Source organism: Pseudoalteromonas sp. Ld19, from assembly GCF_045064135.1.
GTDB lineage: Bacteria > Pseudomonadota > Gammaproteobacteria > Enterobacterales > Alteromonadaceae > Pseudoalteromonas > Pseudoalteromonas aliena.
The window spans coordinates 951,613-967,088 of record NZ_JBISHA010000021.1; the positions used below are offsets into that span (position 1 = coordinate 951,613).

General features: G+C 39.8%; 16 protein-coding genes. 10 read left to right on the forward strand and 6 right to left on the reverse strand.

Annotated elements, in window-relative coordinates; genetic code table 11:
* Positions 1-48 precede the first annotated feature (48 nt).
* Positions 49-1,746: an amidohydrolase gene (locus tag ACJJVZ_RS16420; protein WP_405601978.1), complete on the forward strand. Its 1,698-nt coding sequence runs from the start codon at positions 49-51 to the stop codon at positions 1,744-1,746.
* A gap of 170 nt (positions 1,747-1,916) precedes the next feature.
* On the opposite strand, the gene ACJJVZ_RS16425 is transcribed toward ACJJVZ_RS16420, so the two are convergent.
* A complete protein-coding gene (locus ACJJVZ_RS16425) occupies positions 1,917-2,153 on the reverse strand; it encodes a uroporphyrinogen decarboxylase (RefSeq protein WP_077535816.1) in 237 nt (78 codons plus the stop codon).
* 283 nt (positions 2,154-2,436) lie between these two features.
* Between ACJJVZ_RS16425 and ACJJVZ_RS16430 the strand changes: the two genes are divergently transcribed.
* The gene (locus ACJJVZ_RS16430) at positions 2,437-3,093 is read left to right on the forward strand and encodes a Crp/Fnr family transcriptional regulator (RefSeq protein WP_077535817.1); all 657 of its coding nucleotides are present in this window, start codon (positions 2,437-2,439) and stop codon (positions 3,091-3,093) included.
* Positions 3,094-3,316: 223 nt separating this feature from the next.
* On the opposite strand, the gene ACJJVZ_RS16435 is transcribed toward ACJJVZ_RS16430, so the two are convergent.
* Together ACJJVZ_RS16435 and pepB are read right to left on the reverse strand one after the other, a co-directional pair.
* Complete coding sequence (locus ACJJVZ_RS16435) at positions 3,317-3,883, reverse strand: phosphoribosyltransferase (RefSeq protein ID WP_077535818.1); 567 nt, start codon at positions 3,881-3,883, stop codon at positions 3,317-3,319.
* A gap of 184 nt (positions 3,884-4,067) precedes the next feature.
* Positions 4,068-5,363 (reverse strand): aminopeptidase PepB, encoded by a 1,296-nt coding sequence (gene pepB / locus ACJJVZ_RS16440; RefSeq protein ID WP_405601982.1) that lies wholly within the window; start codon positions 5,361-5,363, stop codon positions 4,068-4,070.
* A 286-nt stretch (positions 5,364-5,649) separates the two neighbouring features.
* On the opposite strand from pepB, the gene sfsA reads away from it, so the two are divergent.
* The 8 genes from sfsA (at position 5,650) to ACJJVZ_RS16480 (ending at position 12,033) form a co-directional block, all read left to right on the forward strand.
* Positions 5,650-6,369, forward strand: coding sequence for a DNA/RNA nuclease SfsA (gene sfsA, locus ACJJVZ_RS16445; protein ID WP_138584018.1), 720 nt, complete (start codon positions 5,650-5,652; stop codon positions 6,367-6,369).
* Positions 6,370-6,624: 255 nt separating this feature from the next.
* The gene (dksA, locus tag ACJJVZ_RS16450) at positions 6,625-7,068 is read left to right on the forward strand and encodes an RNA polymerase-binding protein DksA (RefSeq protein ID WP_077535821.1); all 444 of its coding nucleotides are present in this window, start codon (positions 6,625-6,627) and stop codon (positions 7,066-7,068) included.
* Positions 7,069-7,088: 20 nt separating this feature from the next.
* Entirely contained in the window at positions 7,089-8,033 is a 945-nt protein-coding gene (gene gluQRS / locus ACJJVZ_RS16455) for a tRNA glutamyl-Q(34) synthetase GluQRS (RefSeq protein WP_405601985.1), read from the forward strand.
* A gap of 146 nt (positions 8,034-8,179) precedes the next feature.
* Positions 8,180-9,604, forward strand: a complete 1,425-nt coding sequence (gene pcnB, locus ACJJVZ_RS16460; protein ID WP_182701779.1) for a polynucleotide adenylyltransferase PcnB — start codon at positions 8,180-8,182, stop codon at positions 9,602-9,604.
* 1 nt (position 9,605) lies between these two features.
* Positions 9,606-10,091, forward strand: coding sequence for a 2-amino-4-hydroxy-6-hydroxymethyldihydropteridine diphosphokinase (gene folK, locus ACJJVZ_RS16465; RefSeq protein WP_077535824.1), 486 nt, complete (start codon positions 9,606-9,608; stop codon positions 10,089-10,091).
* Positions 10,092-10,122: 31 nt separating this feature from the next.
* Complete coding sequence (gene panB / locus ACJJVZ_RS16470) at positions 10,123-10,917, forward strand: 3-methyl-2-oxobutanoate hydroxymethyltransferase (protein WP_405601988.1); 795 nt, start codon at positions 10,123-10,125, stop codon at positions 10,915-10,917.
* Entirely contained in the window at positions 10,917-11,765 is an 849-nt protein-coding gene (gene panC / locus ACJJVZ_RS16475; RefSeq protein WP_405601991.1) for a pantoate--beta-alanine ligase, read from the forward strand. The genes panB and panC overlap by 1 nt, the downstream gene beginning before the upstream one ends.
* A gap of 31 nt (positions 11,766-11,796) precedes the next feature.
* Positions 11,797-12,033 carry a hypothetical protein gene (locus ACJJVZ_RS16480; RefSeq protein ID WP_405601994.1) on the forward strand — a complete coding sequence of 79 codons (237 nt, stop codon included), beginning with the start codon at positions 11,797-11,799 and terminating at the stop codon, positions 12,031-12,033.
* A gap of 234 nt (positions 12,034-12,267) precedes the next feature.
* Here ACJJVZ_RS16480 and ACJJVZ_RS16485 read toward each other — a convergent pair whose 3' ends face one another.
* The 3 genes from ACJJVZ_RS16485 to phoB all read right to left on the reverse strand — a co-directional run bounded on the left by ACJJVZ_RS16485 (position 12,268) and on the right by phoB (position 15,415).
* The gene (locus tag ACJJVZ_RS16485; RefSeq protein ID WP_138584298.1) at positions 12,268-13,236 is read right to left on the reverse strand and encodes a PstS family phosphate ABC transporter substrate-binding protein; all 969 of its coding nucleotides are present in this window, start codon (positions 13,234-13,236) and stop codon (positions 12,268-12,270) included.
* Between the two features lie 106 nt (positions 13,237-13,342).
* On the reverse strand, positions 13,343-14,659 hold the full coding sequence (gene phoR / locus ACJJVZ_RS16490; protein ID WP_405601999.1) for a phosphate regulon sensor histidine kinase PhoR: 1,317 nt from the start codon (positions 14,657-14,659) through the stop codon (positions 13,343-13,345).
* A 66-nt stretch (positions 14,660-14,725) separates the two neighbouring features.
* Positions 14,726-15,415 (reverse strand): phosphate regulon transcriptional regulator PhoB, encoded by a 690-nt coding sequence (gene phoB, locus ACJJVZ_RS16495; protein ID WP_182701778.1) that lies wholly within the window; start codon positions 15,413-15,415, stop codon positions 14,726-14,728.
* Positions 15,416-15,476 lie beyond the last annotated feature (61 nt).

Sequence of the window (15,476 nt, forward strand, 5' to 3'; positions counted from 1 at the left end):
AAGTGAGTTTGTTAATGTAGGTTAATTAACAATAAAAATTAAGCAGCTATGCCACTCATAAAAATAATCAAACCACTCATACTCGCCAGCCTTTGTGCAAGCTCACATTATGCTATCGCACAAACAAAAGTTATCTATAACGCTAATGGCTATACACCTTTGTATAAAAGTAAAATGCAAAAAGGTGAAATACAGCAGTTTTCGACCTTAGTTATTAAAGATGGCAAAGTGGTAAAAATAGGCGGCGACAAACTAAAAAGCAGCTTCCCCAATGCAGAACTCATTGATGCAAAAGGTAATACACTATTACCTGGCTTAGTTGACGCACATGGCCATGTTATTGGCTTGGGTAATAATTTATCGCAACTAGATCTACGTGGCGCAAAGTCTGTTAATGAAATTACCAACAAATTAAAAAAGTTTGCAGCCAATAAACAAGGCTGGGTCATTGGCCGGGGCTGGAACCAAGAGCTTTGGCACAACACTGGTTTTCCTACTGCTGCCGATTTAGATAATGTAGTAAATAACCAACCCGTTGTACTTTCTAGAGTGGATGGCCATGCAATATGGGTTAACTCAAAAGCACTTGAACTTGCCGGTATTACCGCGCAAACCATTGCGCCAAATGGCGGCGAAATAATTAAAGATGAATTTGGAAACCCCACTGGCATATTTATCGATAAAGCGGAATCATTAATAACTCAACATATGCCTGCGCCTTCAAAACAAAATATTAGCGATTCACTTGATGCAGCAGGCGAGCATTTACTCAGTTTAGGAATTACATCGACCCATGACGCTGGAATTGATAAAGCCACTTGGGAGGTTTACAAAGAACGCAGCGAACTAGGTAATTTACCTCTGCGTATTGTTGCTATGTTAAGTGGCGCGAGCCCTGATCTAAAAGCAATGTTAAAAGCTGGCAGATACAAAGATGCGAACGACTTTATGTCAATCCGCAGTGTGAAAGTATATGCCGATGGCGCACTTGGCTCTCGTGGTGCAGCACTTATTGAAGAATATGCAGACAGAGCCGGGCATCATGGCCTAATGCTCGAAACTCAAGAAAAGCTTGAAGAATTATTTACGCTAAGCTTTAAGCGAGGTTTTAGTGCAAATACCCATGCAATCGGCGATAAGGCAAACCAAATCGTACTTGATGCTTATCAAAATGTATTCAAAAAAACAGGGGGTATATTGCTACGAAACCGAATAGAGCATGCACAAATAGTGACACCCGATGATATACCTCGCTTTAAGGCTTTAAAAATAATTCCATCCATGCAACCCGTACATGCAACATCTGATATGCACATGGCGGAGCAACGCTTAACCGACAAACAATTAAGCGGCGCTTACGCTTGGCAAACATTTTTACAGCAAGGATCGGTTGTCGCAGCAGGATCTGATTACCCCGTCGAGTTGGCAAACCCTTTTGATGGGCTCTATTCTGCTATAACGCGCATGGATCATAGCCAGCTTCCTGACAGCGGTTGGCGTGCAAGCGAAATACTAAGCAGGGAAGATGCGCTACGTGCATTTACTTTAGGGGGCGCATATGCGGCACATCAAGAATTCAAGATTGGTAGCTTAGAGCAAAGTAAATGGGCTGATTTTATTTTGATAGATAAAGACTACTTTAAAGTACCCGTTAGTGAAATTTATAAAACAAACGTATTGCAAACATGGATTGCAGGTACTCTTCGTTATAAAAAAGATACAACCGAACAGACTATCGATAAATAAAAACTTAAAAAGGGCTAGGGCGTGTTGACCTTTGTGGATTGAAATTTGTTCAATCTAGGGACGATTTAATCGCGGCGCGAGGTTTGTAACCTAGTGGGCTAAGTAAAAATCGAGCAACAAAGAGTTAATCGTCCCTAGAAAGAACCCAAAGGGCAGCCTCGCAATTGGTATTAGCTTTTAGGCGCTTCAACTTTAGGCTGGCGATATATTTTTATGATGTGATAAATATTTACGAGCGACAACAAGCCATTAGTAAAAATCACTGGCGCTGCATCTATGGCAACACCATATGCCGTAAATACCATACAACCAAACATGTTGTACCAACGTAGCTTTACTACATCGGTCATTGTTAATGATGCAACCAATAAAGCTGATGCAATATAACCTAAATATTCCCAACTCAATTGTTCTCTCCTAGGCTTTAGGTTAGCATTACATTACTGCTAACTTATGGCACTTATAAGTATTGCAAAATTACAACGAAATAAAAAAGCCAACTTGCTCAAAAAACCTTAAAAAAACTGTCGGCAACTGCCAACAACTTCCTAAATCATTACACGGGAAATGAAGGTAAATAATATTATTAGCAAAACTAATAATAGTAGCAAGTTAGCATAAATTCTTAGAGCCGTAATGCTAACGTCATTAAGGTGTAATAAATAGGACATTTGTCCGAAGAGCGCATTGATGTTTCAATACCATTTTTCTAGTTATCTTGTTGAACAGCTATTAACCTTTGCAGGTAGTAGCTATCAACAATCAAAAAAAGAAGTCCTGATCCACCAAGATCAGCCTTTAAGCAAGCTTGTGCTTGTACGCAGTGGCACTGTGTCGTTTAGTTACGACGTAGGTAATGGACGACGCCTACTATTAGGACAATTGGATTGTAACAATACACTTATTGGTGAAATAGAAGCGCTGAACAATAATCCGTGTATTTATACGGTGACCTGTTTTAGTGATGTAACTTATAACCTTATTGAGTTAAGGCATTGGCGTGCTTTATTACTTGAAAAACCAGAACTAAGCTTATACACAGCACAAACTATAGCGGCTAAATTTCAAGAGAATCAAAAAATCAATTTAGATAAGCTATTGCTACCACTGAGCTACAACATAGCAAAAGATTGTTTATTAAGAGCCGAGAACAATAACCCTACGCTACTTAGAGCCTACCCTACTGTAAACGCTGAAGCTGAGCGCTTTGCCACCACGGAGCGAGCTTACAGGCGCGTTGTAACAGAACTGGTAGAAAAAGATCTCGTGCTAAGAAGTACCGATGGACTACAAGCAGTCGATATACCTAGGCTCAGTAAATACGTAGACAGTTTTGCTCAACTTTAATACCAATCTGCTTATATATGGGGTCTATTTAACGTCAAGAAAATTACGCTAGAATTAGGCAAAAATTTTTGTATCTAGTTGTTCTAAATATAAAATTTTTAACGACGTTATAGTGCAATTTAATTCGTTAAATTGTCCAAAGATTTATGCAGGTTGGTATAAACTAAATTTCATGCATAAAAAAAGGCCTTGACGGCCTTTTTTTATTTATACAAATTGCTAATTACTTTTCTAGCAAAATGTCATGAATTTTCGCAAGATCAGATTTACCTTCAATAATTTCATCCGGTGTTAAACCCGATAACTCATGCGGAAACACTAACCACTCTTCAGACTCATGAATATAATAATCTGGAACAGTGTCTACTTTTGAATTTTTTGGCTTGTAGTATGGGCACGCAATACGAATGTCGCGTGGTAAGTTCAAGCGCATAAGTTCTGAAAGCTTTTCTTTTAATGCAACAATACTTCGACCTGAATCAAATACATCATCAACAATTAAAAGTGAATCGCCAGCATTCGCGTTTTCTACAATATAATGTAAGCCGTGTACTTTAATTTCTTTTGATTGCTTACCAATACCGTAATAAGACGATGTACGTACCGCAATATGGTCAGTCTCAATACCTTTGTAATCGTAATATTCTTGAACAGCAATACCGATTGGTGCACCACCTCGCCAAATACCAATAATAAAATCAGGACGAAAGCCATCTTGGTATACTTGTGCCGCTACGCGGAACGAATCTTCAAGCAGCTGTTGAGCTGTGATGTAGCACTTATCTGACATAATTAGAAACCCCAGTGGTGGATATAACGCTTGAGCGCAGCTTAGAGTTAAGCAAAAATTAAACTCAAACAGGTGTTGGCGACGGATTTTACCGCAAATGAAATAAAATTGCTTGCTCCACACACAAAAAAATAGGCACCTGTTAGTGCCTATTTGAGGTATAAAATGCATAATTTAATAAATACTATGCTTTTTCTAGTAAAGTTCGCGCAACCGTACGCATACCTTGAGTTGTTGCCCCTGCTGCCCATTGACTTGTGCTGCCCATGTTAAATGCAGCGGCTAAATCTATATGTACCCAGCCTTTGCCGTCGTTTGGCACAAAGCGTGACAAAAAGCCTGCCGCATTTGAAGCGCCGCCGTAACCGCCACCTTTTTGTGCACGGCTATTCGCCGTGTCAGCATAAGGAGATGGACAGTTTTGTTGATGCCACTTTTCAAGAGGTAGTGGCCAAGCCGCTTCCATTTCTTGAGATGCAAAACCTTCAACTTCGCGTGCAAGTTCTTTATCAAGTGCAAATAATGCATTGTACTCTTGACCAACAGCAACCAGCGCTGCACCAGTCAGTGTTGCTGCATCAATAATAAGTGGAGCGCCAGTCTCACCAGCAGCCATTAGACCATCAGCAAGTACTAAACGCCCTTCTGCATCAGTGTTTACAATTTCAACAGTCGTGCCATTTTTATAAGTAAGAATGTCACCTAATTTGTATGCATTACCTGAAATTAAGTTCTCAGCACAACATAAAAACAGTTTAATACGCTTTTCTATACCACGGTTAATAGCCAATGCTAAACCTGCAGTTACTGTTGCTGCGCCGCCCATGTCGCATTTCATACCAAGCATACCTTCGCTTGATTTAATTGAGTAACCACCTGAGTCAAACGTAATACCTTTACCAACAAGTGCTGCACTTACTGGTGCATTTTCGTCGCCTGTTGGGTTGTAATCAAGCTCAAGCAATACTGGTGGGCGTACACTGCCACGGCCAACAGCATGAATACCAATCCATTGTTGCTCTAGTAAGGCATCGCCTTTAATAATTTGGTAACTTACATGTTCAGGCGCTAATGATTGAATAAACTCAGCCGCTTTTTCTGCAAGGCTTTCTGGATAAATGTCATCGGCAGTGCCGTTAACCATTTCACGCGCCCAAATTGCTGACGTTTTTAAATGAGCAAGTTCTTTAATATCTGATTGTGTGTTATCAACAAACTCAACACCGTTTAATGATTTTGGTGTTACAAAACCTTGATAAAAAGCCCATTGGCTCTCTGTACACCAAGTATCGCCTGCTAATTCCACGTTTTTAACGCCTTGGCTTGCAATAGTACGACCTGCTTTTTGAACATTTTTTAATGTTTCTTGTTCAGACAAATGCACCGTTGCACCGCGCTCGTTAAAAGATAACGATGCATTATCGCCCCATTGGCTTGGTGCAGACTGCTCGCTTAGTTGAACAACAAATTTTTCACTCATGTTAGAATACCTTTGCACTTAAATGTGCCACCGAGTTTACTATAGAGCGCTTAAGTTCCCAACAGCTTGAGATAAATAACATAAACCACACTGCTGTGCAGTATTTACACTTTGGAAGTTATACCAATTGCATTAAATTAGTGATCTATAATAGCGATAAGAAAATAGTTCAATAACAAGGCTAAAATTATGATATATAGTTGCTCTATATAAATAATTTTTAACGTAGTTAGTGAGTTATTTAATACGCTAGAATGATCATGTTTTTAATAAAATTGGTATTATTATGAAGTACACGCCAACTCTGCAACCTGCCACCTTGTTAAAGCGCTACAAACGTTTTTTAGCTGATTTACAACTAAGTGACGGCTCAGAATTTACCGCCCATTGCGCTAATACAGGTAAAATGACCGGATGTGCAGATCCAGGTTTTACGGCTTTTTATTCAACAAGCGACAACGCTAAACGAAAATACCCACATTCATTAGAGCTTACGCAAAATAATTTAACGCAACTTATTTGTGTAAACACAGCAATGGCTAATAAAGTAGTCGAAGAAGCAATAAACAATAACGTGATAAGTGAGCTCACCGACTACGAACAATTACAAAGTGAAGTAAAATATGGCAATGAAAACAGCCGTATCGACTTTTTGCTTACAAGCAACAATAAACCTAACTGCTATGTAGAAGTGAAGTCTGTCACCTTGCTGAGCCAAAACAACCCAAACAGCGGGCAAGGTTATTTTCCCGATGCACAAACACTGCGCGGACAAAAACACCTACGTGAGCTCATAGAGGTGGTCGAACAAGGTCATCGCGCCGTATTACTGTTTGCCGTTTTGCATGAAGGAATAAATACAGTAAGTGCGGCCGCACATATTGATGAAAAGTATGCCAAGCTATTAAGCCAAGCAATAACGGCTGGTGTTGAAGTACTAGCATACAAAGCAGCAATTTCAGCTCATGATGTTTTACTTCATAAAAAAATCGCATTTGTAGAATAATCGATAAGATTAAACATAGTAATTATAATAATTAACTTGTTTTTAAAGTTTTTGCCCACATAACTAGGCAAGTTTTAAAAAGCGAATACATGAATGAATAAAAGTGTAAATAAACGATTAATACACTTTTTGATCAGTAAACATGGTTGAAGCTAATTCGATTAATTAAAAATAAATTTGCCTAGGGTATAAGATTCTGTTATTTATACCGCCGGCTAATGCTGAGGCATTAAATTAAGGATTTAGGAGAGAATTATGCCAGACCAAAAGAAACATGGTTTATTGGCTCAAGCCGGTTTAGAACCATACCAAGAAAAACCAGGTGAAGAGTACATGAATGATGCACAACGTGCTCATTTTAGAACGATTTTAGAAACTTGGCGTAACGATCTTCGCAATGAAGTTGATCGCACTAAGTCGCACATGCAAGATGAAGCAGCCAACTTTCCTGACCCAGTTGACCGCGCAGCGCAAGAAGAAGAGTTCTCTTTAGAACTTAGAACGCGTGACCGCGAACGTAAATTAATCAAAAAAATTGAAAAAACAATTAATTTGATTAAAGAAGATGATTTTGGCTTTTGTGAGTCTTGTGGTATTGAAATTGGCATTCGCCGCTTAGAAGCGCGCCCAACTGCCGATTTATGCGTAGACTGTAAAACGCTTGCTGAAATCAAAGAAAAGCAATCTGGACGCAGCTAATTAACCTCTATTAATTAGTTATGTCTCCTACAGCCGTTACTGCGCCTATGCGTAAATATCGCGGTCGTTTTGCACCGTCTCCTTCTGGGCCATTACATTTTGGCTCACTTGTAGCGGCTGTGGGTAGTTACCTTGATGCTAAAGCAAACAAAGGTAAGTGGTTGGTCCGTATCGAAGATATAGACACCACCCGCGTTATAAAAAACGCGGATACCGACATCCTTAATACTTTACAAGCCTATGCCCTGTACTGGGATGAACCCGTTGTGTATCAAACGCAGCGCCTTACTCTCTATCAAGAAATTATTGACTCTCTCCTAAAGCAGCAACTTGTTTACGGCTGCAACTGTACCCGCAAACAAATAAAAGCACTTGGGGGAATTTACCAAGGTCATTGCAAATCGCTCAATAACACTATTGATTCGAGCGCATCACGTTTAACCCAGTGTCATGCAACGACTCAATTTAATGATTTAATTCAAGGCGATATAACCGTTAATACCGCCCTCGCCCATGAGGATTATTTAATTAAACGTAGCGATGGCTTATTTGCATATCAACTTGTTGTGGTTGTTGATGATATTGAGCAAGGTATTAATCGTATTGTTAGAGGCGCCGATTTAATTGAGCCAACAGCACGGCAAATTAGTTTGTTTAAACAGCTAAATGCAGCGATACCTGAATTTGCCCATTTACCATTAGCTGTGGCAGAGCCTGGATTTAAACTATCTAAACAAAACTTCGCCCCTGCTATCAGTAAAAGCAACCCAAAACCAGCTTTAATAAGTGCATTTGAGTTTTTAGGGCTGCCCACTCATGCCAATTTAATGGATTTATCTATTGAGCAACTCATGGCTTGGGGAGTCGATACATTTAACTTAAAACAGGTTCCACGCGTGCCTGAAATACAAATTTCTCAACATCCAACTAGCCAAGTCATCCAATTTACTCTATTAAGTAAATAAAAATTGCTAAAAACAGCTTAATTTCAACACATCAACTTAATTTTTAAACCCTGCTGGTATATGATAGCCGCCTAAATATATGCTATTTACGTTAAACAGCAAGTGATGCGTTATAACACCAACTACTTGCTGTAATTTTGATTGCGATGGCGAGCCAATCAACACCTTCTAGGAGACAGATTATTATTTCCAAGCTTTTTCAATTTTGCAGACAAATAATCGGCCCAAATACCAGTGCCGAAAACGCCTCTGTAAGCAGCGAACCTTTAGTGATCACTCGTGGTGAGCATGGTATTTCTCGCAAACAATTTAGCCCAAATGCAATCAAAGTACTTTATCGTTTAAAAGACGGTGGTTACGATGCCTACTTAGTTGGTGGTTGTATTCGCGATATATTGTTAGGCCAGCAGCCAAAAGATTTTGATGTTGTTACCAATGCCACCCCAGATCAAGTAAAAAAACTATTTAGAAATTGTCGCTTAATAGGCCGCCGTTTTCGTTTAGCACATATTGTATTTGGCCGTGAAATTATTGAAGTGGCGACAATGCGTGGACACCACGAAGCGCCAGAAGATAAAAACCAAATAAGCCAGTCAAGCGATCAAGGTCAATTACTACGTGATAACGTATTTGGCAGTATTGAAGAAGACGCCGAGCGTCGTGATTTTTCCATCAATGCCCTTTATTACTCTATTAACGATTTTAGTATTCACGATTACGCTAACGGTTTAGCTGCAATTAAAGCAAAACAAATTGAACTGATTGGCGATCCTGAAACACGTTACCGTGAAGACCCTGTACGCATGTTACGTGCGGTTCGCTTTGCGACCAAACTTGACATGAGTATCGCGCCAAAAAGTGAAAAGCCTATCGCTGAATTAGCAAGTTTACTTGATAATATTCCGCCAGCGCGTTTGTTTGAAGAAGTACTAAAACTGTTTTTAAACGGCAAAGCTGAAGCAAACTTTTTAATGCTACGTAAATATGGCTTGTTCAAAGCGTTATTTCCGGAACTTGATCAAATTTTAGACCAGAACCCTAATGGTCTTGAACATATGTTAGTTCAGCAAATGTTCCAAAATACCGACAAACGTATCATTGCTGATAAAAAAGTAACGCCTGCATTTATCTTTGCTGCATTACTTTGGTTCCCGTTATTAAAACACACTAAACAAATTCAAGAACGAGAGCAGGTACTTGAGTACGATGCTTTTGCACAGGCAATGAACAAAGTACTAAGCGAAAGTGCGCAACATATTGCAGTACCAAAGCGCTTTACACTTGGTGCGCGCGATATTTGGCACATTCAGCATCGTTTAGATAAGCGAGCTGGTCAACGTGCTTACAGATTAACGCAACAACCTCGCTTTAAAGCCGCTTACGACTTTTTATTATTACGCGTAAGTGCAGGCGAAACACAGCATACAGAGCTTGCACAGTGGTGGACACAATACCTGGGCCAAGATATAAATGGCCAAAAAGACATGGTTAAAAATCTAGGTCATCAAGGGGGTCCAAAACCACGTAAACGACCTCGCCGCCGCGCACCTAAAAAGCCAACAGAGCAATAATATGCACTGTGTTTATTTAGGTTTAGGTGCTAATTTAAACTCACCAAAAGAGCAACTTGATAATGCGATAACCGCAATCAAGCAATTGTCTTTTTGTGAGTTTGTGAGCGTATCGCATTACTATGCGAGTAAACCTATGGGCCCGCAAGATCAACCCGACTACATAAATGCCGTTGCGTGTATTAAAACAAGCCTTGAACCAGAACAGCTCCTTGATTTAACACAACGCATAGAACTTGAGCACGGCCGTGTTAGAAAAGCCGAGCGTTGGGGCCCTCGCACACTTGATATAGACACCTTATTATTTGGCGATCGAGTAATAAATACCGAACGTTTAACCGTTCCACATTACGGTTTAAACGTTCGTGAGTTTGTAGTGTATCCACTATTAGAGCTGGCACCTGAACTTATTTTACCTAGCGGTGTTGCATTACAAGCTATTGCAGATAACTTACCGCTCAACGACTTACAGCAATTACCTCTGTAATTAACTTAGGCTGATGCCTGCGAGGAATATTATGTCTAAAATCACTGTTTCTACTTTAAATAAAATGAAAGCAGAAAATAACAAAATTACTGCGTTAACGGCATACGACGCCAGTTTTGCAAAGTTATTTCATGATAACGGCGTTGAAGTTATTTTAGTAGGCGACTCTCTAGGCATGGTGCTGCAAGGTGGCGATGACACCCTGGGTGTAACCAACCAAGATATTGCATACCACACCCGTTGTGTACGTGCGGGTAGTCGTGAATTATTTGTGATTGCAGACTTGCCATTTATGACCTACTCAAGCGTTAGTGATACGTGTAAAAATGCCGCTGAGCTAATGCGTGCTGGCGCGAATATGATAAAGCTCGAAGGCGGAGAATGGCTTTACGAGAGTATTAAAACGCTTACGCAACAAGGCATTCCTGTGTGTGGCCATTTAGGCCTTACACCGCAGTCTGTTCATGTATTTGGTGGCTTTAAAATACAAGGTCGTGAAGAAGCTCAAGCACAAAAAATAATTGATGATGCAAAAGCACTCGAAGCCGCAGGCGCACAATTATTAGTACTTGAATGCATTCCAAGCGCCCTTGCAAAGCGTATTACAGACGCACTAAGCATCCCAACTATTGGCATTGGTGCAGGCAGCTTAACTGATGGCCAAATATTGGTAATGCATGATCTCGTTGGTATTTCAGCGGGCTATATTCCTAAATTTTCTAAAAACTTTTTATTGGAAACAGGCAATATGCCTCAAGCTGTTCAAAAATATTGTACCGACGTTAAAAGTGGCGCATTTCCTAGCGCTGAACATGAGTTTAAATAATGCAGTCAATCACTGAAATAAAATCGTTACGTAGTCAAATTAAGGCATGGCGCCAAGCTGGTCTTAGCGTGGCACTTGTGCCAACTATGGGTAACTTGCACCGTGGGCATTATTCTCTAGTAGAGAAAGCAAAAACATTGGCCGATAAAGTGGTTGTTAGTATTTTTGTAAATCCAATGCAGTTTGGCGCGAATGAAGATTTAGACAACTACCCTCGAACGCTCAACGAAGATAAACATGGCCTTGCAGAGCTAGGCACTGATATTGTATTTACCCCAAGTGTAAACACAATCTACCCAAATGGATTGGGTGCGCAAAGCTTTGTAGATGTGCCGGGTATTTCATTAGGTTATTGCGGTGGCTCACGCCCAGGCCACTTTAGAGGTGTTGCAACGGTTGTTACTAAGTTATTTAATTTAGTTCAACCTGATTACGCCTGCTTTGGCGAAAAAGATTTTCAACAACTGCAAGTAATTAAAACGATGGCGCATGACTTGTCTATTCCGGTAGAAATTATTGGTGTACCTACAATGCGTGAAGTTTCTGGCCTTGCCATGAGTTCGCGTAATGGTTATTTATCAGATGAGCAAAAACAAACTGCAACGGTTTTATTTAACACATTAAAACATTGCGCTGAGCAGTTAAAAAACGGCAAAAAAGACTTTGCACAGCTTGAAGACGCAGCAAAACAAAGCTTAGAACAGGCTGGCTTAAAACCAGATTATTTTGAGATAGCTCAACGAGATACATTAAAAACTGCTAAACTCAAAGATACCAAGTTTATTATTTTAGCCGCAGCCTATTTTGGTAATGTTAGATTGATCGACAACATACAGGTCGAAATTTAATATTATTGCGACTCACTTTTTAAGGATTAACATGCACACTTTAATAAAAACAAGCGCAGTCGCCCTAACTTTTGTATTTTTAGCCGGTTGCCAAAATAAGATAGAAAATCCAGAACTTAATCAATGTGCTCAACAAAACTACCAGTGCGAAAGCACCTGCGAGCAGCAATCAAGTGGCGAAGGTTTAAAACTGCAAGTATGCTCAGGAAAATGTGTTGAAAGCTATAACCAATGCAAAGCTCAGGCAGAAAAATTAGGTAGTATTTAATTCTCTAAAGTTTTTAGTTTTAGGCACAAAAAAACCGCTTAATGAGCGGTTTTTTATTGCTTATGGTTTATTATACCAATTTTATTAAAAACATGATCATTCTAGCGTATTAAATAACTCACTCACTACGTTAAAAATTATGATACATAGAACAACTATGTATCATAATTTTAGCCTTGTTATTGCGCTATTTTCTTATCGCTATAATGGCTCACTAATTTAATGCAATTGGTATTAGTTTAAACCAAGCTTTTTAAGTTCTACTTTAACTAACTTTGCAGATAGTGGTACATACCCATCTTTTTCTACAATTTGCTGACCATCTTTTGAAAGTACCATTCTTAAGAATTGTTCTTCCATAGGTGATAGCGGTTTATTTGGGTGTTTGTTCACGTAAACATATAAAAAGCGAGACAGTGGATACTTACCTTGAGCAACGTTATCTAGTGTTGCATCAACAAAGTTATCGCCTTTTTTAGCAAGTGGCACTGTACGTACGCCCGATGTTTTATAGCCAATACCAGAGTAACCAATTGCATTTAGTGACGATGAAATTGATTGTACTACTGATGCAGAACCTGGTTGCTCATTTACATTGTTACGGAAATCACCTTTACACAATGCTTTTTTCTTAAAGTAACCGTATGTACCTGATACCGAGTTACGTCCATAAAGTTGAATATCGCGTGCTGCCCAGTTACCTGTTAAACCAACTTCACTCCAACGATTTACTTGCTCAGAAGCACCACACTTACGAGTAGATGAGAAAATAGCATCTACTTGGTCAATACGAAGACCTTCAATTGGATTATCTTTGTGTACGTAAACAGCAAGTGCATCAATAGCTACGCGAACTGCTGTTGGTTTGTAACCGTAACGTTTTTCAAACGCTTCGATTTCTTTTGATTTCATTGCACGGCTCATAGGACCGAGGTTAGCAGTACCTTCGGTCAGTGCCGGTGGTGCAGTAGATGAACCTGCAGCTTGAATTTGAATATTTACATTTGGGTAAATACGTTTATATTCTTCAGCCCAAAACGTCATCATATTGGCTAAAGTGTCAGAGCCTACCGATGAAAAGTTACCTGAAACACCACTAATTTTTTGGTACTCAGGGATATCTTTGTCTAGTGCGACTGCTTGTGCAGATACGAAAGTTGTAACAGCCACACCCATTGCGGCAACTAAGTTTTTAAATCTCATGGTGGATTCTCCGGTTTGTTCGTTCCATTTTCTAACTGTTGCCCACTCTAAAGTGAGTACATGACAGTTAGATTACTCTTAAGTGACACTTTTATGACTTTACTTATCAAGCTATTTCTTTAGCTAATGGAACTATCTTATCTATTGAAAAACAAAAAGAAAAACACGATCCTTTAGCTAATTCGCTAGTAATATTTAACTGGCTATCGTGGCGGGTTAGTACGTGTTTTGTAATTGCAAGGCCTAAGCCTGACCCTCCCGTTGTTCTACTGCGTGCTTTATCTACTCGATAAAAACGTTCAGTTAAACGGTTAATATGCTCAGGTGCAATGCCATCACCATTATCGGTTACTGTAAAACACGCCAGATCATTTTTACGTTTCCAGCACACGTTTACTTTACCGCCAGGCTTTGTGTAATGAATTGCATTAAATACTAAATTAGAAAACGCACTACGCAGCTCATCCTCAGAACCTTTAATATCTAAACTGTCATCTATATCAAAAATCAGTTCGTGTCCTTTATCCTGATTGATTGATTGCGCTTCGGTTTTAATATAACTAAGTAGCAGAGGGACATTAATCGCTTTGTCGTTATCTTGACGGCGTGCGCCCTCAATACGCGAAAGCGATAATAACTGACTCACTAAACTGTCCATGCGTTTACATTGCTCAAGCATGGTTTTTTGCGCTTTACCCCACATAGCCGGTGGCGGCATCATGTCGCTATCCATCATCTCAAGATAGCCTGTAACGACTGTAAGCGGTGTACGTAGCTCATGTGATACATTGGCAACAAAGTCTTTACGCATTTGTTCTAGCTGCTTCAACCGCGTTACATCACGCACCACAACCATAAGCTGTGTGCTTGCGTACGGCATAACCCTAAACTCAAGTATTTGTTCTACAGCATGTCCGTTATCAAGTTCGAGAGCATCGTCAAACTCACCTTTGTGCATGTATTTAGCAAACTTAGGCTCACGAATTAAATTATCAAGCCGTTGACCATGATCGGTTGGCCACTGCAGACCAAGTACTTTAAGCGCTAATTGGTTGCACCAGACAATACTTAAATCATTTTGTAACACGATAACGGCATCGGGTACGGCTTCTGCTCCATCGCGAAAACGACGAATTAAATCGGCAAGTTCATTACGTTTTTTACGGTTGCGATGTTGCAGGTGGTAAATGCCTTCAAATACTTGCTCCCACGCACCTTCACCTTCAGGCGGATTAAAACTGCGCTGATTTAAAAGCCAATCACTCAAACGGTATAGTTGATGGTAATGCCAAATAAGGAGGGAAAAAGATCCTAAAAATAAAAGCAAAAATGGTGCGCCAACTAGCACACCAATTAACAGTAAGGGTAAAAAATAGATAAACAGACGCTTTACTAACGCCTGCTTATTAACAACTCGATACATACACTCACTTTACCTTAGAGTAGTAATACACACGTACGTTACAAATAAGTTTCTTTTTTCAATATATTATAGTTTACTCGAAAAACGATAACCCGCGCCACGTACAGTTTGCACCAAGCGATCATGCCCTAACGGGCCAATTGCTTTACGCAGGCGACGAATATGCACATCAACCGTTCGATCTTCTACATAAACATTAGTGCCCCATACATGATCAAGTAGTTGTTCACGGCTATAAACACGCTCTGGGTGAGTCATAAAAAAGTGCAGTAATCTAAACTCAGTTGGCCCCATATCAAGTTCATTCCCTTGTGAGGTAACTCGATGCGAAATAGGGTCTAAACGTAAGCCATGCACTTCTATAGCTTCCTCTAGCGAGGTTGGTGACACACGACGGATAACCGCTTTAATACGCGCCATTAATTCTTTCGGCGAAAACGGCTTGGTAACGTAATCATCTGCACCTACTTCAAGGCCACGTACTTTATCTTCTTCTTCGCCACGGGCTGTAAGCATAATAATTGGGATTTGGCGGGTATGTTCGTTTTGCTTAAACTTTTTAGCAATTTGAATACCGCTACCACCAGGTAGCATCCAATCAAGTAAAACCATATCTGGATACGGCTCTACCATGGCTGCAATAGCAGAGTCGTAATCTTCTGCTTCAATTGCTTGAAATCCATTTTGCTCTAAAACAAAAACTAACATCTCCCTGATAGGAGCTTCGTCATCTACGACTAGTACTTTACGTGACATTCCAATTTATCTCTTAGGCTATCGAATTAGTTTTCATTATTATGACTAAGTATGACATTTT